Genomic DNA, 26,834 nt, shown 5'->3' on the forward strand with positions numbered 1-26,834 from the left:
CCCGCATCAGCGGAGATTACCCACACGAAGATCCCTCCCGTACCCCTGTGCGCCGCCCGGTGCGCCCTCGCGTGCACCGGGCACCTTTCCATTGCACAGGGTCAGCCGGTCGGCCTCCGGTCGTGCGCCGGGCGGATTCCGGCCGGGACGCGCTCCACTACCGCCGCCGCCTCGGGCGTGCGCACCACGAAGTGGACGTCCCAGCGCGCCCCGCGCGCCAGCTCCGCCTCCACGGCCGCCCATACGGCGCCCAGGCTCACCTGGTAGGGCAGGCCTCCGCGGCCCGAGCCGAGCAGCGGAAAGCACACGGAGCGCAGCGGCGGCGCATGGCGGTCGTGCTCCTCGGCGAGCACGGCCAGGGCCCGGGACGCCGCCCGGGTGACATCGGCCGGCAGTACGTCGTAGTCGTTGGTCCCGGCCCGGGGGACGGCGATCGCCGCGTGGTAGATGCGTCGTACGCCCTGTGCGGTCAGGGCCCCGGCACCGGTGGCCGCCACGGTGCCGGGCCGCACCGCCCGCCCCGACGTGCCGTGCCGCTCGGCCCACCTGCGCAGCTCCTGCGGCAACGGGTCCGACAGGACCTCACCGGTGACCCCGTGCACGGCCGCCGCCCGCCGTAACGAAGCGGCGATGGACGACTTGTACGCCTCGGGCAGCGCGAAGTAGACGTTGGAAGGGGAGACGACCACGTCCACGTCACGCAGCAGGTCCACGGGGTGCACGTGCACGGTGAGCCTGACCGGCCGGCCGGCGGTCCGGACCTCCACGGTGCGATGGGTGCCCAGGCCGCCCCCGTCCGCCGCGGCCGTACCGGTGTCCGCCGCGACCGCGTCCGCCGCCAGCCGCACGATGTGCTCGGCGACCTGGCCGAGCACCATCACCTCCTGATCCTTGCGGAACCGCTCGATGCTCACCCCGTAGAGCGAGGCCGCCCTGGCGCGCCGGGAGGACGCCGGCCAGTCCCGGGTCCCCTGGGCCAGGCCCAGGGTGTACTCGGCGGCGCTGCGCAGGGTTCCCGCGTCCAGGCGCGCGACCGCGCACCGCAGCAACACCTCGATGGGGGCGCCCGGCGGCCGGGCGGAGGGCGCGACGGCCGTCTCCGCCGCCGCCTCCAGGGCGGGCAGCGCACGCCCCCTCAGCCGGACCAGTCCCGCGCGCCTGACCTCCTTCAACTCGGTGAGAAGTGCGGTGTAATCAGATGGAGGTAATGCCATGGGCCCACGATGGCATCACCTTTCACGGGCGGACAAGCCACGGCCGCCCGCTCGTCTGCATCACCACGTCACCACGTCACGGGTTTCGACACCTCCGCCCGCAGCGGATCGAGCAGCCCGTTCACTTCCTCGACGCCCTCCGGCGAGCCGAGGTCCGCGATGCCCCGGCCCGGCAGCACCTCCAGGGCGCTGCAGTGGCAGTCGTCGAAGCGGTCGTGGAAGAGCACCATGGCGTGCAGGGGGCGGTTCCGGCGGGACTGCCAGACCAGCCCCATGGCATCGGGCGCCTGCGCCCGGATCTCGCTCGTCCACCGCCGTGCCATCGGATAACTCCGCTCGTCGTCCAGGAGGTTGGCGGTCTGGTGGACGGCGGCCAGGTCCTTCTCCTCGATCAGCGAGACCAAGGTCAGCTCGCGGGTGGTGCGCAGCACGCTCAGGGTCCGGCCGTGGACGTTGGCGTACGGGATCTCCCTCCTGTCGCCCTTCCAGGGCACCGAGCGCAGCACGCTCTCCGCAACGGCGGTCAAGGCGCTGTCGGCCACGTACAGGCTCCGGTACGGGTCCAGCACCGTGCCCTCGAAGCGGCCGCCGCTGAGATGGAGGTCCGCCAGCGTCGGGTTGAACTGGGTCGGCCTGTACTTGGACTTGTGCACCCGCCACAGCTCCGTGCCGGCCGGGATCACCTCACGGTTGGGGTCCAGTACGTCCCTGATCATGGGAAAGAACGTGATCGCGGGCCGGAGGTTGCTCATCACTCCCCCTCCACGAGTGCGGTGGCCGCACCGACGAGTTCGTGGTCGGGCAGGAGGCCCAGGAACGATGCCGGGGTCCCGCCCAGCCAGGTGTTTCCGCCGAGCCACCAGGACGCGGCGCCCCGGGGGTCGATGTCCGCCAGGAGCAGCCGGTTGACTTCGAGGACGACCTCGTGCGGGGTACCGCCGCCCGCGGGGAACTGAAACTGCGGGTAGCGGTCTCCGTGCGGTGGGTCCGGCAGCCTGATCAGCTCGGGCGGTGGCGCACCACCGCAGCGGGCCGTCGCCTCGGCCGCCGAGAGCGCCGGCTCCCGCAGCAGCGGGTCGGGCGCGCGGTCGTCGCCGGCCCCCACGGCGGGTGCTGCGGCGGGAGTGGGCCCGGCGGTGGTGGGCCCGGCGGGAGTGGGCCCGGCAGGTGCCGGGTCCGCGGCCGTCATCAGGCTGATCAGTGCCAGCGCCTCCGTCACGGCCGCCGGCCCGGGGGGCGCGGCCACCAGCCGTACACCGTCCAGCGCGACGCGTACCGGATGCCCGAACGGCAGCGGCCGTAGCGCCAGCCTGACGCCCTGGAGCGCCCGGCGCACCGCCATGGTGTCGTCCGGTGGCGCTTCGGCGAGCGCGGCCAGCCGGGTGAGCAGCAGCGCGTGCTGCTCGTCGTCGAGCGCCCCGCGGATGGACTCCAGGTGCTCGCCGATCAGGGCGAGCAGCGGCTCCGCGGATGGTCCGCGGCCCTCCTCGTTCATGTTGTCCCCTCTGCTGTGTTCGCCGGGCCCGGACCCGGGTGCCCCTGATGGGTGAAGGCGGCCCAGAGCGCGGTCCGTTCCAGTCCCGGCTGCCCCATCTCCCTGAGCAGGTCGCCGTGGAGGGAGCCGGGGTTCTCGCGGTGGGGGTCGAGCATCCACAGCTGCGCGGCCCGCAGGGCGTCCACGGGGCTGAGCCCGTCGACCGCCAGGTGGTGGTGGAACACCGCCATGAGCAGCGCCGTGGCACTGTCCTGGGCCAGCCACCGCGATCCCACGACGTCCCGCGCTCCGGCCGCGACGAACGCCGTCGTCAGGGTCAGCGCCTCGTCGTGGTCTCGTGTGCTCAGATCCGTCTGGCATGCGCTCAGGACGACCAACGGCCCGTCGGACGCGTCCTGCTGCCATTCCCGGTCGAGCAGCTGGGTCACGGTCAGCAGCGCCGGCGTGCACGTCTCGTCGGCCGCGAGTTCCAGCGCCGAGACCGTGGGGCGGGTGCCCGCCGACCCGTGCGAGACCACGTGCAGCAGGGAGGTGCCGTCGGCGAGGAACCCCAGGACCGCGTCGGGCGTGCCGGGCGGCAGCTTCTCGCCGTAGAGCTCGCCGCACAGCAGGGCATGCGGATAGAAGGCGTCCCGCAGGGCGGTGACCTCCGTATCGGAGAACCCCAGGCTCATCGTCGGATCGGCGACCAGTACGGGGGCGGCCACCGGGTCACGCGGCGCTCGTCCCGCCGTCCGCAGGAACTGGCCGCCGGACGCCGCGTAGCTGATGACCGCCACCTGGCAGAGCCGCTCGTGGGCCGCCCCGGCCGGGAGCCGCGCGGCGTGCCACGGCACGATCCCCAGGCGTCCGCAGGGCACCAGTACGACGCGGAGCGGCGGCCGGTCCTCGTCCTCCCGCCCGTCACCGGCCTCCGCCAGGCGCTCCTCGATGCCACCGAGGACCGGGCCGAGCGCCTGGAACGCCCAGTCGCACAACTCCTCCAGGGCCTCTTCCCACGCCCGGGCGAGGGCGGCGTCGTGCTGATCGCGGTCCCGTGCCGCAGCCGCCTCCACGTACCGTGCGAGTGGGCCGTCCTCGTCGTCGGCGAGCTGGGGCAGGGCGCCCGCACCGGCCCCCATGCGCGGCCCCACGGCGATCATCAGGCCCGGGCCCTCTTCGTCGCCGGCCAGCAGATAGAGGAGTACGTCCGCACCAGCGTCGGCGAGTCCGTCCGAGAGCTCGCTCAGCGTGGGCGTGTTCAGCAGGCCGCCGTCCCGGCGGTAGCCGAGGGCGTCGAGGGCCTGGCGGCGCAGGGTGCTCGGCAGCAGACCGGGAACCTCTCCCGCATCGTCCGGTCCGCGGCCGTCGCCCGAGGTGCCGTCGGCACCCCGCGCGGCGCCGCCGGCCGTCCGCCACGCCTCGGCGAGGTCCTGGCGCCCGGCCGCTTCCAGGAGTTCGGGCACGGCCGAGGAGGTGGAGGCGGCCTGCAGGACCAGGGCCCTGCCCAGCTCCAGCGCGGCCACGGCCTCGTGCAGCCTTCCGTACGAGGCAGCCATCCGGGCCGTCCGTACGCCTCGCCTGGCTCCGGTGCGGGCGGCCAGCAGGCCGTGCTCGGCGCCCGCCTGGAGGAGGACGTCACCGGCGAGGGCCGTCAGTGCCTCCTCGGCGGCTTCGAGCGCGCCGCTGCCCGCCGGGTCGGCGGGGTCCGTCCCGAGCCGGTCGCGCAGGTGGTAGGCCTCGGCCAGGTGCCACAGCGCGTCGGCGGCGATCCGCGGCGCCCGGCCCTCGCGGACGCCGTCCCGCAGGCGTTCGAGTTCGCCGATCAGGACATCGAGCACGGCCGGGTCGCGGTCGAGGCCGAAGCGCACGCGCAGGGAGACCGTGGAGGTGTAGAGGTCGTCCATCGGGGCGTCCGGGGGCGGCGGAACGTGGTCGGCGACCGAGGTCGCCTGCTCTCCGGCGAGGGCGGCGCGGATCATGTCGAAGTCCCCCGTCCGGGGGGCGGCCAGCTCGTCGGCGAACGGCAGTCCGCTCTCCTTGGCGCGGTTCATCGCCTGCTCGACGTAGGGCAGGGCCCGCAGCAGCGTCTCCCGGTCCCGGGTCGCGATCCCGAGCGAGCCGTGGGCCGCGCCGAGCGCGGCGTCGACCGCGAACCGGAGCAGATCGCTCTCGGGGACGGTCGCCCCCAAGGCCTCCGCCTCTCCCACGAGGTCGTGGAGTGCCGGGACGTTCTCCGCCTCCCGCGCCTCCATCGCCCGGGAAGTGATGTCCATCGCCCGGCCCAGGACGGCCGGGTCGCCGATGCCCTGGGGCAGTGAGCCGGAGATCGCCTGCAGGTGGCCGATGACCGCGCCCAGGTGGGCGCGGCCTGCCGACTGGTCCTGGCGGGTGCCGCCCACGGCCGGACTGATGCTGAGCAGGAGTGCCCGCAGGCCCTCCAGGGCGGAGGCCTGGTCCGGGCCCGGCAGCGGCAGGTCCTGTGCCGAACGCAGCTTGCCGAGGAGGTCGTTGAGCGCCTGGGGGTCACCGCTGTTCAGGACGGGGTCCAGCCCCTCGGCGGCCGCGTTGACGGCGTCCATGGCGAAGAACAGGTTCCGGATGTCATCGGGGGTGAGCGCCGGCTGCGGTTCGGGCCCGGGCCGGGGCTCCTGCTCCGGCTGCGGGGGTGGACCCGGCGGCGTCCCGCCAGCCGCCCGACCTCCGCCGAAGCCCCCGGCACCTGCGAACACCTGGCCCATCATCTGCCGTAACCGGTCCCCGAACGGCGAGCCGGCCGGCACCATGCCCGCCATCATGTCGGAGAGCCCCGGCAGGGAGGGGGCCGAGAGGACCTCCTGGACCTGGCGCAGCGGATCCAGCACCTCGGCGGGCAGGGGGAGCTGCGCCACGTCGTCCATCAGCTCGCGTATCTCCGCCGCCGCGGTCAGCATCCCGGCGGGGCCGGCCCGGGTGAGCCAGTCGAGATAGCCGGAGAGGTCGGGCGCGGCCCCGTAAGACCCGGCCTGGGGCTGGATCGGCGAGACGTGGCTGATCAGGAACAGCGCCGCCCATCGCCGCTCCTCCTCGGTCACCACCGCCCCCAGCGGTGTCGTGCGGTCCCGGGCGTCCCGCAGCAGCGCCTCGGCCCGGTCCCGGTCCGCTGCCGTACCGCCCCCGTTCACGTGCCGCAGGGTCAGCGCACCCGCCAGCCATACGCGCACCGAGCCGCGCAGTTCTTCGTCGTGGTACAGCAGCCCGGCGAGCTGGTCGAGTTCGGCGACCGACGCCTCACAGGCGCGGTGTGACGGTGGACCGGCCGCCTGCAGGCCCGGTAACAGCCGCTTCACCCGCTCCACGGCGTCCGACACCCAGGCGCGCAGGCCCTCGACGCCACCGCTCTCCTCCCGGCTCACCGGCATTCCGCCTCTCCGGGCCGCGAACGGCCCGCACGCGCCCCCAACAGCCTCCGAGTCCTCCTACTATGCACATCCGTAGCGGGCGTCGCGGCGAGTTGCCCCGCTTCTCCCCGTCAACGACCCGAGTCCGACCTGGAGGCACCCACATCGGCCCGCATCTCCCGCCGCATCTCCCGCAGCCGGGCCCACAGCGACTCGATGGCTGCGTGTGCGGCGGCCGGCGAGTCCCCCGGGCGCGGAGCACCGCCATCCAGCCGCCGGAGCATGCCGTAGACCGTCCCGAGTCCGTGGCTGACGGCGGCCGCGTGGTCGAGCACCCGCTCCGGCAGCCGCATCTGCGCCTCCGCGTACACCTCCCGGTGGTCGTCGCGCGCACCGGTGAGCCGTTGGCGTGCCTGGGGTGCCTCCGCATCGCGGCCCAGGGCGTGCAACTGGTCGGTGAGCGCCGCCAGATAGCGCCGGCCGGAGGTGTTGAGCGCCACGTAGCACGACCACAGCTCCTGGGCGGAGGCGCGCCGGTCCCACAACTCGTCGGCCCGCTCCTGCTCACGCTGCCGGCTGCGATCAGCCGCCCGCTGGGTCAGCAGCGCGGACATCAGTGTGCCGACGACACCCGCGACCGCAGTCAGCGGAGCGGTCACCACACCGATGTCCACGCGGCTCCCCCCTCTTTCCCCGTGCGACAAGCGAAGCAGCGGAGGGCGTCCCGGGTGAAGGCCCGGCCCGGACTTCGCCCGATGTCTGCCCCGTTGTCGCCCATCGGGGCCCGGGAACGGGGGTGCCGTGGGCGCTGTCGGGGTGGCGGCCGGTCGATTTCCGGTCGGGAGGGGCGAGTTGACCACGATCGGGTACGACGGGAGCGCGGTGCGGCCATGATGGGCCGCGGGAACGACCGGATGGAATCACCGAGGCGGACGGGGTCGTGGGGGACATGGCGGAGGACGGGGAGAGCGGCGGGGTGCGGGCACTTCGGGCCTGGGCCGACGAGGCGGCCGAACGCGCCGCCCGGCTGATGGGACACGACGGCGAGGGCGACGCGGTGTCCGCGGAGGAGTACGAGGGCTCCGTCGCCGAACTCTCGCAACTGCGGCCCCTCCTGGGCCACGACACGGAACTGCTCGGCAGGGTCACCCTGGTGCTCGGGGGCCTGCTCGCCCAGCGCCACGCCACCGGGCGCGGCACACCGGACGACCCGGACCGGGCCCGGCGTCTGCTGGAGGAGGTACGGGACCGGACGACGCCCGCCGGGGAGCGGATGACGGAGGACGGCAGGCAGTGGGCGGCGATGTTCCTGATGATGGTGTCGGCTCATACGGAGCCCGGCCGCCCGGCGGGGGCACCCCCCGACTTCTGGTCCGTCTTCGACCGGGCGATGGCGGCCGGTCCCGAAGGGGCCGCCGCCGAGGCGGCCCGGATGGCCGCGCTGGCCGCCGAGGTCGGGCAGCTGCCGGTGCCGCCGGAACTGCACTCCCGGCTGGGGCAGATGCAGGACGTGCTGGCGTACATGGTGGAGACCGACCTCTCCGACCCCGAGACGCTGCTGGCCATGCTGCCCCCCGACCTGCCGTTCGGCGAGCAGATGCGGACCATGCTGCACCTCATCACCACCCTGCCTGACCCGGCTGCCCCGGCTGGGCCGGCTGCCCCGGCCGAATCGCGTGCGCCGTCCGTCCCGGGGGCCGTCGGCCGGGAACCGCAGCCGGAGTCCGAGGCCGACACGACCGTCACCAGCGCGTGGCTCGCCGCCATGCTCGGCCTGCCGGAGGCCCTGCAAACCGGCGATCCCGAGTCCCTCAACCGGCTTCTGCACCGGATGGGAGGGCAGCTCGACAGCCTGCCCACGGGGCACGGCCGGGCCGCCGAGATCGAGAACCTGATGCGCCTGGTGCTGCAGACGGCCGGACCGCTCGGGGGCAGCCGGGCGGACAGCGGCGAGGCCCACGGGCAGATCGACTCGGTCGTCGAGCACTTCAGGCAGTGGACGGCCGGGGATCCCGGAGCGGCCGACCTCACCGTCGGGCTCCGCGCGCACGAACTGCTCACCAGAATGTCCGCGGCGCAGGAGGCGGAGAACGAGGAGGAGTACCTGAGGCTGGTGGGCGAGGTGGAGGCTCTCGAACGTGAGGTGCTCCCGGAGAGCCCCTTCCGATGGCTGGTGGAGCTCCTCCACGGCACCACACTCGTTTCGACGGCCGAGCGCACCGGCGACACCGAGACGCTCGTGCGTGGCCTGGCACTGCAGGAATCCGCCCTCGCAAGCGGGCCCACGACGGAACCCTGGTTCCCCCAGGAGCAGGTCGTGGCGCTCCGCGAAGCGCTCCGGGCCGCGCGGGCCGTGCTGGGCGACACCCCCGGCCTCATGCCCGACCCTGCTCCGCCGGCCCCGGGCGCCGCGACCGGCACCCGTTACCTCGCTGCCCTGACGGCAACCCTCCGGCACTCCACCACCCAGGACCCCGCCGATCTGGACGCCGCGATCAGCGGACTGGAGCAGGTCCGCGACGACACCCGGCAGGGCCGGGCGCCGCAGCTCGCGGCCCCCGCCCTGTGGCAGCTCGCGGAGAACTACCGCCGCCGCCTGGGCCGCACCCAGGACCCGGCGGACCGGGACGCCTCTACGGACGCGGCCCTGGAATCGCTGCAGGCGCTCGCCGGTGAGGTCGTCCTGCAGGCCGGCTCCGACCACGGCTTGCTGGCCGCCCGGTCCGGGGCCGACCGCGGGATGCGGGCCGCGATCTGGGCCGCCTCCCAGGGCCGGGTCGAGGATGCGGTCGCCGCGCTCGAACTGGGCAGGGCCCTGGTGCTGCGAGCGGCGTCCACGTCCCGGGCCGTGCCCGAACTGCTGGAGTCCCGCGGCCACCACGACCTCGCGGGCGAATGGCGGGCGGCGGAACGCGCACGAGACGCAGCCGGACCCGGTACCGGAGCCGGCAGCGGCGCGGCACCCGACACGCTCCCCTGGGAACTGCCCAGCTCCCTACGGCGCCGCGCGCTGGAGGCCCTGGGCGCACGGGAGCCGGGCGGTGTCCTCTTCCGCACCCCCACGGTCGACGAGCTCAAGGCCGGGGTGGCCGAAGGCAACGCGGACGCGCTGGTCTACCTGCTCGCGGGCGAGGGCGACACGCCGGGCATGGCGGTGGTCGTGGGCCCGGACACCGGCACCGGAGTACGGGCACTGCCCCTCCTGTCCGGAGAGCAGAGCGGCCCCCTGGAGCGGTACCTCGACGCCGCGTCCGCCTACCAGGAACGGCCCGGCGCCCCGGCCGCCGCGCAGACCTGGGAGGACGCTCTGTCCGGTCTCTGCGACTGGGCGACGGACGCGGTGATCATCCCGGTGATCAGCGGCATCGTGGAACGGCTCGCCGAGAACGAGAACCGGCGCAAGGACCGCCCCGGCCCGCCCAGGATCGTGCTGGTGCCCTGCGGCCGCCTCGGCATCGTGCCCTGGCACGCGGCCCGCCTGCCCGCCGAGGCCCCCAGTGACTACGTCTGCCAGATCATGATCATCAGCTACGCGGCGTCCGGCAGCCAGTTCCTGAACACGGTCCGGCGTGCCCGCCGCGCCCCGGCCGCCGCTCCCGTCCTGGTGTCGGACCCCACCATGAGCCTGCCGTACGCGGAGCTGGAGGTGGCGGCGCTCCAGCAGGCCCTGTACCCGCAGGCGCGCCTGTACGGGGCGTTCTACGAACCGCCCGCCGAGCCCACGGCGGCCGGCACTCCGGGCGACCTCCTCGACGCACTCGCCGGTGCCCCGTCCCTGCTCCACGTGGCGTGCCACGGCTCGGCCGGCACCAACCCGACGACCTCCGCGCTGCGCCTGGCACCCGACGGAGAAGGACCGGACGGAGACGGACCGGAGGAAGGCCGGCCCACCGACCTCCTGACCGTCTCACGCCTGCTCGACCGCCCGATGGACGAACAGGATGCCCCGGACGGGCCGTTGGTCGTGCTCAGTGCCTGCGAGACGGACCTGAGCAAGCGCGACCACGACGAGGCGCTCACCCTGACCACCGCCTTCGTGGCGAGCGGCGCACGGGATGTGGTGGGTTCCCGCTGGGCCACTCGGGACTCGGCCGCGGCGCTGATGATGGCGGTGTTCCACCACTACCTGACCGTCGAGGGCATGAGCCCGGTCGACGCGCTCCATGCCGCCCAGATGTGGATGCTCGACCCGGAGCGGCAGAACCCGGGGTCGCTCAGCGGCAGCCTCCTCGACGAGCTGACCCGTGGCCCGGACCTGCACCGCCCGGCGACCTGGGCCGCCTTCATCCACCAGGGCCATCCGGGGCCGGCCACCACGGGGTGAGGGCGCCGGTGCGCCAGGGGGCATCCGGCCGAGAGTGAGGAAGGCCGCGAACCTTGCCGGAGAAGGCCGGCCGGGGCGGCCGCCGTCGGCCCGTGTGCGGGTGGCCGGACCGCCTGCTAGCGTCGAAATACGTGAGTTCCGTCCATATCGCCGCGGTGTGGCCCTGAGGGGCAGCCGTTGACCGGTGGAGGAACGGGGTCGTATGGCAGAGCACAGCTTCCGTATCGGGGCTGCGGCGGCCGGGGTCGCTCTGGGCCTCCTGACGGCACCGGCCCCGAGTGCGGCGGGCGCCGTACCAGCCCACACCGGTACCAGCGGCATCCCGGGCCCCGGCAGGGTCGTCGCGTCACGCTTCGTGCCCGGTCCGTGCCCCAGGACGCCCGAGCCGATCGAGGCGCTGGCCACCGCCCGGTGCGGATTCCTGGAGGTACCCGAGAACCGTGCCCGTCCCGGCGGCCGGACCATCCGGCTGGCCGTGGCGGTCATCCCGGCCGCCTCGGCGAAGCCCGCCCAGGACCCCGTGGTGTTCATGTCGGGCGGCCCCGGTGGCGAGACCTTCGACGACATCCCGTTCCTCGTCTCCTCCGGCCTGAACCGGGACCGCGAGCTGATCGTCATGGCCCAGCGCGGCAATCTCTACGACGAGCCCGACCTCGCCTGCCCGGAGCTGGACCGCTTCTACGCCACGTCCGTCGGGCTCCCCTCCTACGCACCGCGGACGGAGCGGCTCATGCTCGACGCGGTGAAGCAGTGCCGGGCCCGCCTGACGGCCGACGGAAACGACCTGAGCGCCTACAACAGCACCGAGAACGCTGCCGACTTCGCCGACCTGCGCACGGCGCTCGGCATCAAGCAGTGGAACGTCTACGGCCATTCCTACGGCAGCAACCTGGCCATGACCTACCTGCGCCTGCACCCCCAGGGGATCCGCGCGGTGGCGCTCGACTCCATCGCCCCTTCGCAGTCCGTCTCCCTGCCCTTCGCCTGGGCCGGCGCCCAGGAGGGTCTCGACCACCTCTACCAGGCCTGCGCGGCGGAGCCCCGCTGCAAGAGCCGCTACCCGGACCTCGAGCGCACCCTGAACGAGCAGGTGCGCAAGCTGGAAGCCCATCCGCTGACGCTGAACGTCCGCCCGCCGCAGGGCGGAGACCCGGTGAAGGTCGTCCTCGACGGCGGCGCGCTGGTGAACCTGCTGGTCGCCAAGGCGATCCCGTTCGCCGACGTCCCGGCGGCGATCGACGAACTCGCCCGCGGACGTCCGGAGCGCTTCGCCCGGGCCCGCGCCGCCGGCTCGGTCCAGGTCGTCGGCCAGACCGCCCATGGTCTGACGAATTCGGTGGTGTGCAGCGAGTGGGTGCCGGACCACTCGGCGTCCGACGTGCTGAACGCGGGCCGCCGGGCCTTCCCCGACTGGCCGGACCCGGTCCTGGCGCAGGCGCCTCAACTGGCCTTCCAGGACCAGGTGTGCCGTGTCTGGAACGTCCCGGACCGCACCGCCACGATGCGGGTGCCGCCCGTCAGCTCGGTGCCGACGCTCTTCGTCAACGGGACGGGCGACATGAAGACCGGGGCGAGCTGGGCGCAGAAGACGGCCCGCACGCTGCCCCGGTCGACCACCGTGCAGATCCCCGGCATCGGCCACTGGGTGGTCCCGCAGTCGCCCTGCGGCCAGAAGGTGCTGGCGTCCTTCCTCACCCGTCCGACCGCGCCCGACACCGGATGCGTGGCGGGCCTCGGGTGGGGACCGTTCACGATCACCCCGAAGTGACCCGCCCGAAGTGACCAGGAGGGCAGATGTCACGCCCACACGTACGACGGTTGCGCTCCGGGTCGGCCGCGGCGGCGACCGCAATCCTCGTCACCGGCCTGCTCGCGGCGCCCGCGGGCGCGCAAGGGGAGACGGTGCTGGCCGGTGCCGCACAGCCGCAGGCATACGCGACCGGTGACGACCGCGGGAAGCGCAGCGCAGAGGTGCTCCAGGAGTTGGTGCCTTCTCCTGAGGGCCCGGGCTGTGCGGCAGCCGTCGGCGAACGGGGAAGTGTTGTCTGGGAAGCGGGGAGAGGGAAAGCCGATCTGACGACAGGGCGCACCATCACCCTGAAGACGGTCTTCGACATGGCATCCAACTCCAAGCAATTCACCGCGGACGCCGTCCTTCTGCTGGCCGGGCGGCACCAACTCGCGCTGAACGACCCCCTGTCCGCATTCCTCGACGACCCGCCCGCCTGGACGCGGGACGTCACGCTGGGCGACCTGATGCGTCACACCAGCGGCATCACCGACTACCAGGACCTGCTGGAGGCCAAGGGCATCGGGCTGACGGATCCGGCCGGCCAGAAGGAAGCGATCGCGGCCATCCTCGCCTCGCAGCCGGAAGACCCGCCGGGCAAGCGCTTCTCCTACTCCAACTCCAACTACGTCCTCCGGGCGCATGTCGTCGAGAAGGTCACCGGCAAGCCGTTCCCGGCCTTCCTCCAACAGGAATTCTTCACCCCACTGCACCTGCGCATGACTTTGTCCCCGGCGGTGGACCTTCCCGGAAAGGCGAAGTCGTACGACGAGAAGGACGGCTCCTTCAGCCTCAATTCCTCCCCCTGGAAACAGTACGGAGACGGCTCCGTCCAGACCACCCCCGGAGAATTCGTCCGCTGGGCCGACCATTACCGCACCGGTCGCATAGGGGGAACGGAACTGCTCACCGGAGTCACCGAGGGAGCGGTGAGTGTGGGCGACGTCCTGCGCGGGCGCGGCATCGAGGAAGGCCGGTACGGGGCCGGAATCCTCCTTCTCCCCGACAAGAGCCTGGTGCATCGCGGCGACTGGGAGGGATTTCACAGCACCTTCAAGGTGAGCCCGGACCGCAAGACTGCCGTAACCGTCGTGTGCAACGTGGATTCGCCCGACAATTTCCGTGCGGCCAACCAGCTGATGGATATATGGACAGGCCGGGATCCGACCATGCGATAGTCATCGCGCCGCGCGGAACGGCGGCGCGCCCACATTCGGGCTGATTCCCTCGCGTGCGTCACCGCCTGCTCTACCTTCGGCCGGGAACGGAGGAAGCGGTGGTCGAGAACCGGCAGGACACCAACGCGCTGCGTTCCGCACAACTGGTCGACTGCATCCACGTCCTCGGAATCCTGTGCGCGCGGTCGGTGGCGAATCCCGCGGGTTCCTGGACACCTCCATCGTCCGCTTCGACGTGACATCAGTGCTCAAGTCCACACCCGATGCAGCCGAGGACCCTATGGTGACGCTCCAGTACATCCCCTGCCGGTTCGATACGCCCCGTCCTCAGCCGCCGACGGAACCCGTCACGGCAGTGAAGCTGAGGGACGTGCTGATGGAGGTGTACGGCTAGCATGCGCACCCCCGTCTTCGAGCTCCACATCCGACCCATGTTCCGCGCCATCGACCGCGACCACATGATGTCCAGCTTCGACCTCTGGGACTACGACGCCGTGGTGGCCGAGGCCGACGACATCCAGGACCGCCTGAAGGACGGCATGCCGCCGGTCGGCCACGGCGGGCCGTGGCCGGACGAATGGATCCAGCTGTTCAGACGCTGGAAGGACGGCGCCCGCAAACGGCTCGAACTCGGCACGGCGGCCTACACCTTCAGCCAGACGACGACCGCTGTGACCATTACGGCAGCCGGCACCTTCCCGGCCGCCGGCTGCATGGGCTGGCTGCAGCTCGACAGCGAGACCGACACCACGAAGACCTATGTCCTGTACGTGGAGGAGCCCGACACCCCAGTGTCCGGCACGCCGGCCCCCTTCAGCCTCAAGGAACGCTACCGCGCCACGGACACCCGCTCGGTCTTCGTCCGTGACGCGACCGGTGTCCGGCAACTGCACTGAATCGGCCATCCCCCGTGATGAGACCAGGATGGGAAGGAGCGTCCCTTGACCCAGACTCTCGCCTATGAGAGCAAGGCGATCGTCGCCTTGATGGGCCAACCCGAGATGCGGCGAAACGGAAGGTGGCTGCAGGACGCCTTGCAGCAGGCGATCATGCTGGAGCTCGCGACCCTCCCTCCGTATCTGTGCGGTCTTTGGTCGATCAAGGATCCGGTGGGGGACAGGACCGTCCACGATGCCATCTTGGCGATCGTCATGGACGAGATGTCGCACATGGGGTTGGCATGCAACATGCTCACCACCATCGGCGGGTCCCCGAGGATCGCCCACCCCGACCTGGTTCCGAGGTATCCCGGCCCCCTTCCCGGGGGCGTGCGGCCCCAACTCCGCGTATCCCTCAGCGGTCTGACCCCCGCTTCCCTCGACATGTACTGCCAGATCGAACGTCCCGAAGACCCCGTCGCCGAATTCGAGGAACCCAGTACGTCGATCGGGGCCTTCTACAGCGCCGTCCGGCAAGCGTTCAAGAAGAACGCCGACCTGATCACAGGCCGCAGACAGGTCGAGAAGGAGATGGAGAACGCTCACGGCCTGGGAAACAGCCTGGTCCCGCTCTCCACACCGAGGGCAGTGGACGATGCCATCCAGGTCATCATGGAGCAGGGTGAGGGAAGCCACAGCTCACCGAGGAACCGCTACTTCGGCACGGAGGGCGAACTCGCCCACTACTACGCGTTCCGCCAGATCCTGCAAGGCAGGAAGCTGGTCGAGGTGCCGACGGCTCCCGAGGGGTGGGCCTACGAGGGCGATCCCATCGTGATGCCTGAGGCCCACCGGATGGGGACCGTGCCCAAGGGAGGCTGGGCACAGGAGCCGAAGTACCTCCCCGACGCCGAGGTGCGGGCGCTCCTCACGAAATTCAACCAGCGCTACAGCGAACTGCTGGGATGGCTGGAGAAGGCATGGCAGACGGATGATCCGCAGGAAGCGACCGACGCCTTCGACGAAGCCGAAGCGAAGATGCGGAGCTTGGCGAGCCCTGCCCGGGCGCTGATGCGTCACGAGCTGCCGGACGGGAGCGGGCAGACATACGGGCCCGAGTTCCTGTACATCCCAGCCTGATCGAACACCGATGCGCCGCTGAGGAGAGACACGCCCGCCGCTGACGTTCCGTGCGCAAACCCGACGGTAAACTACACAGGGTGACGAACAGCGTCGGCAGTACGCCGTCCCGCTCGGACGCCCCCGGTCACACGACTCAGCGGTCCCATAGCTCGGACGACAGGCGCTTGAGCTGCAACACCGGCCGTCGGAGTGACCGGTCGACGGAGGAGTAGAGGCTGACCCGGAAGGCCCAGGCCCCGCCCTCCGTTGCGGGCTGCTCGCGCTCGCTCCACTCGACGAGTGCCTGCGTGAGCGTCGGGACCGTTGTCGTGTCGTACGTTCCGACGGTCGACTGCACGACCGGCAGCAGCGCCGACACCGGCGGGGCGCCGGCGACAAGGGTGTATGCGTACCGTGCCCCGATCGCGACCGTCCGGCCGGCCGGGTCACCGTCGAAGACCACACCGAACATCGGCCCGAGCGGATTGTCGCCGTGCGGATCCCAAGGGCCGATGGGGATGGCACCGGTGATGTCGATGAACGGCACGACCGGCTCGGAGTGGCCGACCTCCGGCGTCCGGTAGACGAAGGCCGGCTCGGTGTCCGGCCAGCCCTCGCCGAGCAGCCGCGCGTTGCGTGTCACCCGGGTGTGGGCCGACGCGTTCTGGTAGGCGGCGATGTGCACGGGCGGGAACGTCAGCTCGAACGTGAGCAGAGCGAAGGCCTCGACGGGGAGCGGAAAGACGAAGCACCGGCAGTGCTCGGCGTCGGCGAAGGCGGCCGTGCACCCGCACAGTTCCGGGTCGGCGGGCTCCAGCTCGTGGCGCTTGCCGTCCACGATGACGCACACGGACTCCGGCCACCCCACGCCGCCGGGTCCCCTCTCCACGGTGCGGGTCAGCCTCAGGGTCGTGTACCAGCCGTCCTGGGCGTCGAGGCCGAACGCGTATCGGTAGATGTCCGGGACCGGCCCGTCGGCGGACGCGGCCGCGAGCGTCGGCGAGGGAGCGACACCATTCTCCCAGTGCGCGGCCCAGGCGTCCGCGACAGCGGAGGCGAGCGTCCGGTACGTGCCCAGGGCGTTGGCCAGGGCGGTGCGCCGGTCGGCGTCGGCGTGCTCCCAGTCGGTCAGCCCGGCGAGCAGGCCGAGCATCGGGGCGGACACCGCGGTGTACTGGGCCAGGGCGGCGAACAGGTCGTCGGCTGCTGCGACGGCCGTACCGGCGGACTGGTTGAAGGCGACCCGGAGTTCGACGGTGTCCTGCTCGGCCGACTGGTGCTGCACCGAGAACCGGTACTTCCAGTACAGCGCGTCGCCGAGCCCGTCGGCCCTGGTGGGGACGTCGGCGTGCTGATCGAGCAGGATCGGCATCGGCGGGTATGCGCGCAGCGGGACCGGCACGCGCGGAGCGCCGAGGTCGAAGTCCAGGGCGGGCGGTGAGCCGGAGGCGAGCGGTGTGACGAAGGTGAGCCAGTCGGACCGCTCGTAGCCTTCCACCTCCCGCTCGATCCCGAACTCGAGCTCGACGCCCGCGAAGTCGAGGGTGAGGTCGAGCGCGGCGTGCGCGGCCACGTCGGGGACGGTGATCAGGAAGCTGATCTGCGAGTCGCCGTCGGCGAGCGAGACCTTGCCGTTCGACACCGTCACGGTCCGCAGGTGTGCAGGGACGTCCCGGTAGTCGACGACCGGGTTGCCGGACAGCCTTGCGTACGGGGCGGCCCAGGGGGACGACGCGCTGGTGTCGTACTGGACGACGGCCGAGGTCGCGTAGCCGCGGGTCAGCGAGACGAGCAGCTCCTGGCGCAGCCGTTCGACTGCCGCCGCCCGCTTGGGATCGGGTCCGGCGTCCGGCGCCTCCCCGGCGAGGACGTAGTGCAGACCCTCCGCCACTGCCGCGGCGAGCGTCTTCTTGACGCCGATGATCCCGTCGAGCACGTCCCGGCGCAGCGCGTACGCACCTTGGACGTACGCGGCCGACAGCAGCAGCTCGGCGTCGGCGAGGAAGGCCCGGGCCCACACCTCGAGGTCGATGCCCTGGTAGTCGCTGACCTGGCCCTCGGTCAGCTCCCCGGTGTGGACGTCGAACCCGGACGTGGTCACGTGCCGGCGCGCCATGAGCGTGGTGCTCAGCGGGCGCAGGGCGAAGGCGCGCGGCTGCCGGGTGCCGGCGATCTCGCACGGGGGCTCGATGCGGACGCGCTCGATGCCCTCGGCGTCGAAGACGACCGCCCAGACGTCGGTGTCGGACGTACGGCCCGGCGCCGTCGCCAGCCGCAGGACCGGCACCGCGCGCTGGACCTGTTCGGCGAACGCCGCCAGGGTGAGCGCGCCGTCCTGGGCCGGGTCGGCGCCCCGGGCGGCGGGGACGACGGTCCGGTCGCGGGTGGCGGTCGCGGCGAGGGCCGGATCGACCAGCTCGGGCTCGCGGGAGAGTTCCAGCGCCACGGTGACCGGGAAGACGGGTTCGGGGAACGACCACTGCACGCCGTCCGGCGTCGACTCCCCCAACCGGCCGGTGAGCAGGGCGGTGGCCGGCGGGACGACCACACGGGCACCGGCCCGCAGGAACCCGGTGCCGGCGTTCGCCGCGACGATTGCGTCCACGCCGGTCACCACGCCGCGCCGGTGGAACCGCGCGACCACGGCGGTGAGCGTGTCGGACGCGGCGGTGGTCTCGGTGGGCACGGTGCCGTCCGTGCCGGGCTGCCGTGCGCGCAGCACCTGTCCGGGCAGCAGGAGGCCCGGCGTGCCGGCGTTCGCGGCGAGCAGCGCGAGCGCGGTGACGCCGAACGGCTGGGCTGCCGCCTGCGGAGTCACTCCGACCGCCGCGGGCTGCCCGGGGAGCACGCCGGGCGGGCAGACCAGCAGCGCTCCGGTCGCCGGCACGTCGGTCCGCTCTCCGATGGCGTCGGCGAGCGCGGCGAGGTCGATCGGCGGACTGAACAGGGCGCAGACCTCGGCGAACGAGGCGTACGCGGTCGTCGTTACGGTCTCGCCCCCGACCGTGACGGTGACATCGGACGCGATGGTCCCCGGCATCTCGGCGTTGACCACGATCAGGTCGGCGCCGGGGAAGTGTGCGGCGATGCCGTCGAGCGAGTCACCCTCGCGGACGGTGTACGGCACCCGCAGGGCGTCCGGATCGGCCGGCCACGCCCATGTCCCGGGTACGGCCGGCGGTGAGTCGGCCAGAACCTCGACCGAGCCGTTGTGCCGCAGCAGCGCGCCGGTGGTGGTGCCGTTGACTGCGGCGAACTGCCCGAGCGTGTCACCCTGCGGCACCGGTGTCGGTGTCGTGGCGAGCAAGACCGGGGTGCCCGGGGTGAAAAGGTCGACGGTCGCGGTGTTCAGCGGCGCGAGTTGCTCGGGTGTCAGGCCTTCCCGGTTGTCGCGCAGGGTGTCGCCGCCCTCGACGAGGTAGCCCGCGACCTCGAGGGAGGCACCCGCGCGGAACATGCCTGGCTTGTCCGCGTTCAGTGACACCACCTGCGTCGCATCGAACGGGACACCCATTCCCTGGAACGCCGACGTGACGCCCGCCAGTGTCGCCTCGCTGGCCGGCCGGTCGAACGCGACCTGGACCTTGGCGCCCGCGCACTCGAAGACGAACCCCGGGGTGAGCAGACCCGCGCGCTCCTGATTGGCCGTCACGAGCGTCCTGAGGGAGCAGCGCAGGGCAGCCGCGAGCTCATCGGCCGGCGGCGAGTCGGGCGGCACGACCGCGTCGCGCGGCGGTGTGACGAGCTCGACGGCCGGGTTCAGCGGCAGGACGGTGTTGTCCTCGTCGAGCAGCACCTGCTCCGGGTCGAGCGGGGGGTCGACGGCGTGACACAGTCCGGCGATCGTGTCGCCGTTGCGGAACGCGGCGCTCACCGGTACGACGAGTTCGTCGGCGTCGAGCATGGCGCTGATGGCCGTGTCCGCGTTCGCGCCGCCCAGGTCGTCGAAGCCGACCCCGTACGCGGTGCAGACGGCGTCGAGGGTCGTGGCGCCCGTGGCCGGTGCGGGGCCGATCGTCGCGAGCGAGCCGAGCAGCGCGTGCGCGCCGATGACGTACCGGCGCAGCACGTTCACGTCGAGGGCGAGCGGGGTGGCGTCCGAACCGGGTTGCTGCTGCAGCGAGGTGAGCAGCACGGCCCGGACATCAGGCTGGCTGACCTGGTAGTAGACCGGCACCAGGCGGCTTTGGTCGCGCTCCGCCGCGGCGGCGGCCGACCCGCCGGCCTCGGCTGCGCCCGGCTGGTAGGCGATGGTCTGCAAGTCGACGGCGACGGCCAGCTCGGCCAGGTCGCCGGCCGGGGCGACGCCGTACCGCAGGGTGGTCGACGGCCAGGCGCCGACGCCGATGACCGGGTCGGTGTACCGGACGGGCACGGCGGTCTGGTCCGGGGTGCCCGACCGGTTGCCGAACACGTCCTCGAACCACACCGAGACCTGGGTCCGCGCGCCTGCGGCGATGCCGGCGTACGGGTCGGCGTCCGGGGGCGGGGCGGTGGGGACGGCCTCGGCACGCTGGGCGGCGAACCGGCTGATGTCGATGATCCGGGTGAGGTCCCAGACCTCCTCGGCAGCCTCGCCCGGTGCCAGGAGCCCGAGTTCGTCCGTTCCGTCAGCCGGCTTCGGTGACACCGCCCGGCCCTCGACGCTGCCACGGAACCATTGCGTCCGGTCCAGCTGGAAGCCGAGCAGCCCGTACAGGCGGCGCAGCCGGCCCTGCGGCGTGTCGTCGGCCAGCGGGTTGGCGAACCGCGCGGTGAATCCGACCTGACCGGGGGTGACCGAGGCGACCGGCCGCAGCTCGGGCGGGTTCACCGCGCGTGCCGAGAGTGCGACCGAGGCCGGGTCCACCCCGTCGCCGACCACGGCGACGTCGGTGAACGCGTACAGGTGCCGGTCCGGTTCCGCGCCGCACTGCGACGAGAGCTGGACCAGCAGCGACAGCCGGGTGTGCCCGTCCTGGTCGAAGATCGAGTCGGGCACCTCGCCGCGGTACTGCATCCAGTAGCCGCCACCGCCGACGACACTGCACTCCCACAGCAGTGTGAGGAACCGTTCGCCGTCGGCGATGGCCGCGAAGTGCTGCCCCGATGTGGCGTCCTGGGACGTGGGGCCGCTGCGCGTCTCGGTGGACAGGTTGGTCTGGACGATGAAGGTCCGGTCGGCGTCGAGCGGTGTCGAGGTCAGGCCCGGGGTGAGGCCCGGTGACGGCGGAAGCTGCCAGAGCGGGGTGAGCAGCAGGCTCTCGCCGGGCGGCGCCGGCGGGTAGGCGCCGGTCGCCGGCTTCTCGGGGATGGCCCGCAGGTACTCCAGGATCTGCGCGATCCGCTGCCGGTCAGCGGTGTCCGCGCCGAGTACCTCGACCGTCCCCGCGAGGCCCGGGATGCGGCGGACGGCGAAGGAGACCAGCGTCGCCCACGCGTAGGAGCCGAGCTCCGTGTAGCGGGCGTCCGCGCCGGTCTGCGGCGTCGTCTGCTCCAGCAGGAACTCCGAGCTGCTGCGGTCCGACCCGGCACGTGCGATCAGGTCGCTCGGCAGCGGCCACAGCGAGGGCGGCCCCGAGGGGGCGACGGGCAGCCGGACGGTCGTGGTCGTCTGCCACGGGATCATCTGCGCGAGGGCGGGGCGCGTGCCGATCCCGTGCGACAACGGCAGGGCCGCGAGCGGGCTCTCGACCACCGGCGCCAGTCCGGCCGCGGGGTAGTTGTCCCGCAGGTCGGCGGCGGTGATCGAGATGACCGCGTGGCCGGCCTCGGCGGCATCGAGCCGGATCACGCCCTCGTGTACCTCCGATCCGGCGAAGGTCAGCCAGTCGGCGGCCACTGCCTTGGCGACGGTGATCGTCACGACCGGGTCCTCGGACTCGGCCGGGGGCGGCGGGCCGGTGACCTGCTGGCCGATCAGCTCGTAGCCGCCGGTCATCGGACCGACGGCGCGGTACGTACCGTCTACCGGGACCGGCGCGGGCAGGCGCAGCCCGCCCAGCATGAACCGCGCGACCTGGCCGCTCACGGTGGCCATCGCCGCGCCGTCGTGCATCGCGGCGACGAGTTCGTCCAGCGCCATTTCGGGTACGCCGGGCACGGTGAGCCGGTTCTCCCGGGTGGCCAGCACGCCCGTGTCGTCGGCGATCCGCTCGGCGAGGTCCTCGAGCCCGAGCCCGTACTTCTGAGCCAGCGTCAGCAGGGTGAGGCCGCAGGTCGTCGTGCCGACCGCGCCGGGCACGTCGACGGTCACCAGCGCGACGAGCGCGTCCGCCGCGGCGGCGTAGGCGTCGAACCGCGCAGCGGGGAGCAGGAGCCGCTCCTGGAGCGAGCGGAGCGTGTCGTTCGGCAGGACCACGGCCGCGGCGTCGGCCGGAAGGCGGACGCCGTCCGGGTCCGCGGGCTCGTTCGCCGTGCGTACGGCCTCGAGCCAGTCGGCGAACGGCGTGCCGGGGACGACGTTCTGGATCAGCGCGGCGTACGCGGCGACATCGAGGACGGTGTCGCCCGGCAGGGTGGTCCAGGTGATGGTGGTGGTGCTCTGGTAGCCGTCGGGCACGAGGAGGGTCGGGGGCAGGGGGTGTCCCGGGTTGCCGCCGAGCCGGTCGATCGCCTGCTGGTACCAGTCCGCGAGCGGCACGTCGTCCGGAAGTGTCAGCCCGAGCCGGACGTAGAAGACCGCCGCCGTGTCGTCGACGGACAGCCCGGTGTGGACGAACCCGGGCAGCGGCACGGTCGCACCGGCGCGCAGCAGCGGCGTGGTGTCGCGCAGGTGGTCGAGCAGCGTGGTCGGGTCGGCCTGGTAGGTGTCGGCCAGTTGACCGAGCGTCTGGCTCGCGCCGAGCTGCACCGGCAGCGTGCCGAGGGTGACCGCGGTGTCCGCGACGACGGGCCAGTCGGGGTTGGCGACGGCGATCGACTGCGGTGTGACGCCGAGGGCGACCGTCAGCGTGTCGCCGGCTCGGGCGGCGGCCAGCCGGTCCGGCAGACCGGGGTTCAGCGCCGACAGCTCGGCGGTCGAGACGCCGAGGGCCGAGGCGATGTGGTCCGTGGTGTCCCGGGTGGCGACCACGTGCGGCGTGGTGGTCGGCCCGAATCCCGCCGCGATGGACCGGAGCGAGTCCGTCTCCGTCACCTCGTGGGGGAACGCGGTCAGCAGGTTCACGGCGGCCTGCGCGCCGGCGCGGGCGACCATGCGGAGGTAGTCGCGCAGCACGAACGTCGCCATGGACTCGCTGGGCTCGTCCGCCCCGGCGCGGGAGGAGGGGCGCTCGCCCGGCGGGACCGGGTCCAGTTCGGCGAAGTAGGCGAGCGCCCCGGCCTCGTACGTCGCGTCGATCTGCCGGTAGGCCGCGAAGTCACGGTCCTTGTCCGCCGGGTCGGGCAGACCGGTCGAGGTCCACTTCAGCACCGGGATCATCGGGAACGGGGTTCCCGAGACGTCGTCCGGGGTGTCGCCCGCCGGGGTGCCACTGACCACGAGGTGGAGGTTGTTGGCCAGGAACCCCTGGATGTTGGCCCAGGTGAAGCCCACGTTCTCGGCCTCGGCCAAGGCCAGCTGTTCCACCAGCTCCAGCAGTTCGCCGAGCGTGACGGTGGGCGAGGTGACGCCGAGCGCGTCGATCGACCAGCGCAGCAGGCCTTCGGCGAGCCGGTTGAACGACGTGTCGGCGGGTCCGTCCGCGCGCGCGTTGCGCGATACGTCGGGCCGCTCGGTCCGGGCGATGGTGACCGCGTCCACCGGGACGGCGTTGTCGGCGAGCAGCATGACGACGAGGCGGTGGTCGGGCTCGTCGTTCGGCGGCGGCGTCCGGCCGGTCCAGTCGACCGGGACGTTCGCGATGGTGTAACCGGGAACGAGCGTGAGGTGCGCGGTTCTCGGCCGGCCGTCGGGGAAGACGTGCGCGTCCGGGTCGAAGTGCAGCCGGTACGGCGGCTGTTCGGCCTCCACGAACACCGCGGGAGCGCTCGGGGCCGTGAGGCTGCGGCGGGCGGTGCCGGGGGCGAGCCGCCACGGCGGCGTGCTGTCGGAGCCGATCGTGAATGAGGTCTCCAGTGTCAGTGAGAACGAGAACGAGACCTTGACGAACAGGATCTTCACACTGGCGCTGGCCCGCACCGAGACGTTCAGCGCAACGACGGTCGCCCGGTGAGCGGCCAGCTCGACGGTCGCCATCGCGGAGATCTGCAGGTTGACTTCGATCCGGACGACCTTGAAGTCGACCGTCGCGTACAGCTTGCCGACGATGCCGACCGTGCCCCGGCACGCGTAGTAGAGCTCGGTGCTTCTGCCGCCCTCGTCCGGGTGGAACCACGCCAGCACGCCCTCGAAGATCACCACGAGGTTGACGGACATGTCGGCCTTCAGCGGCCCGCGTTGGAAGGTGCGCCCGACGCCGATGGACAGCCCCACCCCGAGTTCGAGGACCGGGCTGAACGTCCCGTCGATGATGCGCGGAACCCGGCTGGAGGTGGCGCCGTTCAGCACGCCGAAGTAGATGCCGCCCCGGCCGTTGAAGATGCCGGCCTCGAGTGCGAACGAGTTGGTGAAGTCGTGGCCCGTCGGGAATCCGAGGTCGATGCGGAAGTTGCCGTTGGCGAAGATGTCGACGGTGATCACGCCGAGCGTCACGGACACCGCGCCGAACTGCAACTGCCGGTAGGCGTCGGGGATCTGCAGCCGTGCGTGGAAGACGCCGATGTCGTCGGTGACCTTCTTGTACAGCAGCTCGACGTTCAGCCCGGCGAGCGAGCCGGCCTGCGCCCCGCGCAGCGCCAGCAGGATGCCGTACAGGTCCGGGTCGTGCATCACCAGCTTGACCGCGACCGTGTCCATGAACGTCGCGTCGATCCCGAACAGCCACTGGCTGGAGGCGTCGAACACCATCGTCGCCGGGTCGATCGGCGGCTTGCCGGAGGCGGGATCGACCGGGCGCATCGCCGCGACCATCGCGTCGACGACATCGGAGATGCTCGTGTAGCGGGTGAGGCCCTTCACCGAGACGTGCTGGCCCAGACCGAGGTAGCGCAGGGAGAACAGCTTCTGCCCCAGGCCTGCGGGTTGGGGAGGCGCCTGGGTGACCGGATCCCACGTCAGCGGCTTGGCGGCGGTGTCGCCGAGCAGCTGGGCGTCGAGCTCGATGTTCACCGCAGGACTTCCGGTCGAACGGTCGTAACTCAGGCCGATGGACTGGATCTTGACGAATCCGAGGTCCAGCTTCAGGTCGTGCTTGACGGCGACCTTCTGCTTGGCGGGGTCGATCGTCAGCTCCAGACCGGTGAGGTCGATGCTGTTGAGGAAGTCCCAGGGCGGGTCGAGCCGGAAGGTCGCATGGGGGTTGACGAGCGAGACGAGGTCCGTGATCAGCTCGCCGAGCGTGCCGGTGAGACGGATGGTGAGGATCTGGTGCCGGTCGCCCCCCTCGCCGGTCCAGGACGTCGCCGCGCTCAGGGAGACGTCGCGGTAGGCGATTTCGAAGGTGTAGTCCTTGCCGGCATCGGTGACCGACACCGAGGCGGTGACCTCGAACTTGTTGATCGTGAAGGTCCCGGACAGGCTTCCGGTCAGCACCGTGAGCGGATCCACCAGCGCGGTGTCGCGCAGCGCGATCGCCAGGTGTTCGTCTGCGGGCGTGGTGCGCAGCGCCCGGTCGATGGTCGCGGAGAGCTGCAACTGGATTGTCATGCCCAGGAGTTCTTCGCCGACCCGCACCCGCAGGGTGCCGGCAGCGGAGTACGGGTTGCCCGCAGCCGTGCTGTACTGGACGCTCAGGTCGGCGAGTTCGAACTGGAGCTCGTTCACCCAGGCGGGTGGCTCCTGGCCCAGCAGGCCGTAGACCAGACGTGGCAGGTCCACCGCACCGGCCATGATCGCGCCGAACTCCCACGCACCGGTGCCCGGGTACTGTGCCCGGGCGAGCAGTTCGATCGGGGCGGAGTCGGGTACCGCGATCTCGCCCTTTCCCACGAGCATGCCGGAGAGGCTGTTCTGCAGGACGTGGATCTGCAGCTCCAGGCCGGTCAGGGCGAGGGTGACGCGTCCGGCCTTGATGGACCAGTCACCGCTCACTGTCAGGCCTGCCGTGAGGTCCTTTCGCAGCAGGGAGGCATTGATGCTCAGCGACTCGACGGTGAGGTCGGCGCCGATCGGCGTACCGTCCCTACCGAGGAACGCGGCGAGCGCCTGCGCGATCGGGATGTCGAACGGCTGCACGTTGTACGCCGAGAACCCGAGGTCGGGGAGCGACAGCTCGACCGTGATGACGACGTCGTCCAGGCCGGTGCGCGGCAGGAGGCCACGCGCCACGCGTTCGGCATGGGGCGCGGCCGCGCCGAGCGACGATGCCTTCTTCTGGCCGAACCGCATGGTCCCGTAGACCTTGCCCGTGACCAGCGGCCGGCCCGGCGTGTCGAAGCTGAACGCCCAGCTGGTGCCGACCCGGTCCAGGGTCAGGTAGGGCATCGGCGGGTCCCACGGCTCCTTCGACCGGATGTCGACCGCGGCGTACGACAGGCCGGGGTCGCCGAGCTCGACCGGCACCACGCCGAACCCGAGGTTCGCGAGGCCGAACGCGTTGACCGGTGCGATGCCGGGTGGCAGCGTGAAGTCCGACCCGCTGCCTCCGGTCATCGCGAGCAGCGCCTGGATCCCCTGTTCCAGCCCGAGCGGGGGTTCGAACCCGACGGAGAGCGGCCACACGTGGTCACCGAAGAGCAGCGGGCCGGTGAGGGTGGCGACTTCCGCCGGATCGGTCGGCAGCGTCACGTCGGCGAACAGGAGGACGGCCGACCGCCGCGCCCCCTGGTCGGGCACCGAGCAGGGGTCGGGGAAATCGGTGGTCAGGACAAGGCCGACTGCCGAGAGCTCCAGCTGGGCGAGTGTCACACGCACACCCGGCGCGACTGCGCGGAGGTCGAGGAACACCGGCGCGGGCGCGGGGGACATGGGCCCGTCGACGTAGAGCCGGTCGCCGAGGAAGTCCGCGTACGGGGCGAGGATGTCGCTGCCGGGCACCGACGGGCTGCCGCGCATCAGGAGGGTTCCGGACAGCCGCCGCACCGTGCCGGTCGGCTCGTTCGCGGCGTACACGCATGGCTCTTCGAGGATCAGCGGTCCGAGCACGCTCTCCCCGACATCCAGGCCCCCGCCGGGGTCCCCCGCCGGACGCCTGCTGTCCGGCAGTGTGCCGAACGCCTTTTTGAACGTCCAGGTCCCTTCCGTGCTGTTGAGCTCCAGCACGAGGGCCGCCCGGTCGGCGCCGGGCTGCGGAGTGCTGGTGAGCCGCATCGTCCAGACGGTGTGGAGGTACTCCGTGGTACCCGTGAGAGAAGTGCTGTCCGGCCCGCTCGCGGCCTGTCCGTCGCGGATCCCGAGCCGGTCGACACCGAGAGAGGCGAGCAGGTCCGCGAGCCCGGCGGGCGCGTCGCCGGTCAGCCATCCGGTCGACGCGGCGATCCGGAAGGCGTCATGGACACCGTCCACTGACATGCCGC

11 protein-coding genes are annotated in these 26,834 nt (G+C 72.2%); 5 read left to right on the forward strand and 6 right to left on the reverse strand.

Annotation, left to right across the window (positions count from 1 at the left end; translation table 11 throughout):
- Positions 1–101 precede the first annotated feature (101 nt).
- The 5 genes from ACFY04_RS16705 to ACFY04_RS16725 form a co-directional block, all read right to left on the reverse strand.
- A complete protein-coding gene (locus ACFY04_RS16705; RefSeq protein ID WP_389117282.1) occupies positions 102–1,214 on the reverse strand; it encodes a hypothetical protein in 1,113 nt (370 codons plus the stop codon).
- A 68-nt stretch (positions 1,215–1,282) separates the two neighbouring features.
- Complete coding sequence (locus tag ACFY04_RS16710) at positions 1,283–1,930, reverse strand: RES family NAD+ phosphorylase (protein WP_389117284.1); 648 nt, start codon at positions 1,928–1,930, stop codon at positions 1,283–1,285.
- A 35-nt stretch (positions 1,931–1,965) separates the two neighbouring features.
- Positions 1,966–2,709 (reverse strand): hypothetical protein, encoded by a 744-nt coding sequence (locus tag ACFY04_RS16715; protein ID WP_389117285.1) that lies wholly within the window; start codon positions 2,707–2,709, stop codon positions 1,966–1,968.
- Complete coding sequence (locus tag ACFY04_RS16720) at positions 2,706–6,083, reverse strand: CHAT domain-containing protein (RefSeq protein ID WP_389117287.1); 3,378 nt, start codon at positions 6,081–6,083, stop codon at positions 2,706–2,708. The genes ACFY04_RS16715 and ACFY04_RS16720 overlap by 4 nt, the downstream gene beginning before the upstream one ends.
- Before the next feature lie 116 nt (positions 6,084–6,199).
- Entirely contained in the window at positions 6,200–6,742 is a 543-nt protein-coding gene (locus tag ACFY04_RS16725) for a hypothetical protein (protein WP_389117288.1), read from the reverse strand.
- Positions 6,743–7,017: 275 nt separating this feature from the next.
- On the opposite strand from ACFY04_RS16725, the gene ACFY04_RS16730 reads away from it, so the two are divergent.
- The 5 genes from ACFY04_RS16730 to ACFY04_RS16750 all read left to right on the forward strand — a co-directional run bounded on the left by ACFY04_RS16730 (position 7,018) and on the right by ACFY04_RS16750 (position 15,377).
- The gene (locus ACFY04_RS16730) at positions 7,018–10,392 is read left to right on the forward strand and encodes a CHAT domain-containing protein (RefSeq protein ID WP_389117382.1); all 3,375 of its coding nucleotides are present in this window, start codon (positions 7,018–7,020) and stop codon (positions 10,390–10,392) included.
- Positions 10,393–10,594: 202 nt separating this feature from the next.
- A complete protein-coding gene (locus tag ACFY04_RS16735; protein WP_389117290.1) occupies positions 10,595–12,160 on the forward strand; it encodes an alpha/beta fold hydrolase in 1,566 nt (521 codons plus the stop codon).
- Positions 12,161–12,186: 26 nt separating this feature from the next.
- Positions 12,187–13,359 carry a serine hydrolase domain-containing protein gene (locus ACFY04_RS16740; protein WP_389117292.1) on the forward strand — a complete coding sequence of 391 codons (1,173 nt, stop codon included), beginning with the start codon at positions 12,187–12,189 and terminating at the stop codon, positions 13,357–13,359.
- A 395-nt stretch (positions 13,360–13,754) separates the two neighbouring features.
- Positions 13,755–14,255, forward strand: a complete 501-nt coding sequence (locus ACFY04_RS16745; RefSeq protein WP_389117293.1) for a hypothetical protein — start codon at positions 13,755–13,757, stop codon at positions 14,253–14,255.
- 45 nt (positions 14,256–14,300) lie between these two features.
- Positions 14,301–15,377: a ferritin-like protein gene (locus tag ACFY04_RS16750; protein ID WP_389117295.1), complete on the forward strand. Its 1,077-nt coding sequence runs from the start codon at positions 14,301–14,303 to the stop codon at positions 15,375–15,377.
- Between the two features lie 136 nt (positions 15,378–15,513).
- Here the strand turns inward: ACFY04_RS16750 and ACFY04_RS16755 are convergent, their stop codons facing one another.
- Positions 15,514–26,829: a LysM peptidoglycan-binding domain-containing protein gene (locus ACFY04_RS16755; protein WP_389117297.1), complete on the reverse strand. Its 11,316-nt coding sequence runs from the start codon at positions 26,827–26,829 to the stop codon at positions 15,514–15,516.
- Positions 26,830–26,834 lie beyond the last annotated feature (5 nt).

Origin of the sequence: Streptomyces sp. NPDC001549 (genome assembly GCF_042894025.1) — a bacterium.
In the GTDB taxonomy this organism is placed as follows: Bacteria; Actinomycetota; Actinomycetes; order Streptomycetales; family Streptomycetaceae; genus Streptomyces; species Streptomyces kutzneri.

Bases quoted from the DNA above. Each gene is read 5' to 3' on its own strand.
- ACFY04_RS16715 (WP_389117285.1), bottom strand. From the start codon at position 2,709: ATGAACGAGGAGGGCCGCGGACCATCCGCGGAGCCGCTGCTCGCCCTG.
- ACFY04_RS16710 (WP_389117284.1), bottom strand. From the start codon at position 1,930: ATGATCAGGGACGTACTGGACCCCAACCGTGAGGTGATCCCGGCCGGC.
- ACFY04_RS16745 (WP_389117293.1), top strand. From the start codon at position 13,755: ATGCGCACCCCCGTCTTCGAGCTCCACATCCGACCCATGTTCCGCGCC.
- ACFY04_RS16755 (WP_389117297.1), bottom strand. From the start codon at position 26,829: ATGTCAGTGGACGGTGTCCATGACGCCTTCCGGATCGCCGCGTCGACC.
- ACFY04_RS16735 (WP_389117290.1), top strand. From the start codon at position 10,595: ATGGCAGAGCACAGCTTCCGTATCGGGGCTGCGGCGGCCGGGGTCGCT.
- ACFY04_RS16740 (WP_389117292.1), top strand. From the start codon at position 12,187: ATGTCACGCCCACACGTACGACGGTTGCGCTCCGGGTCGGCCGCGGCG.
- ACFY04_RS16730 (WP_389117382.1), top strand. From the start codon at position 7,018: ATGGCGGAGGACGGGGAGAGCGGCGGGGTGCGGGCACTTCGGGCCTGG.
- ACFY04_RS16705 (WP_389117282.1), bottom strand. From the start codon at position 1,214: ATGGCATTACCTCCATCTGATTACACCGCACTTCTCACCGAGTTGAAG.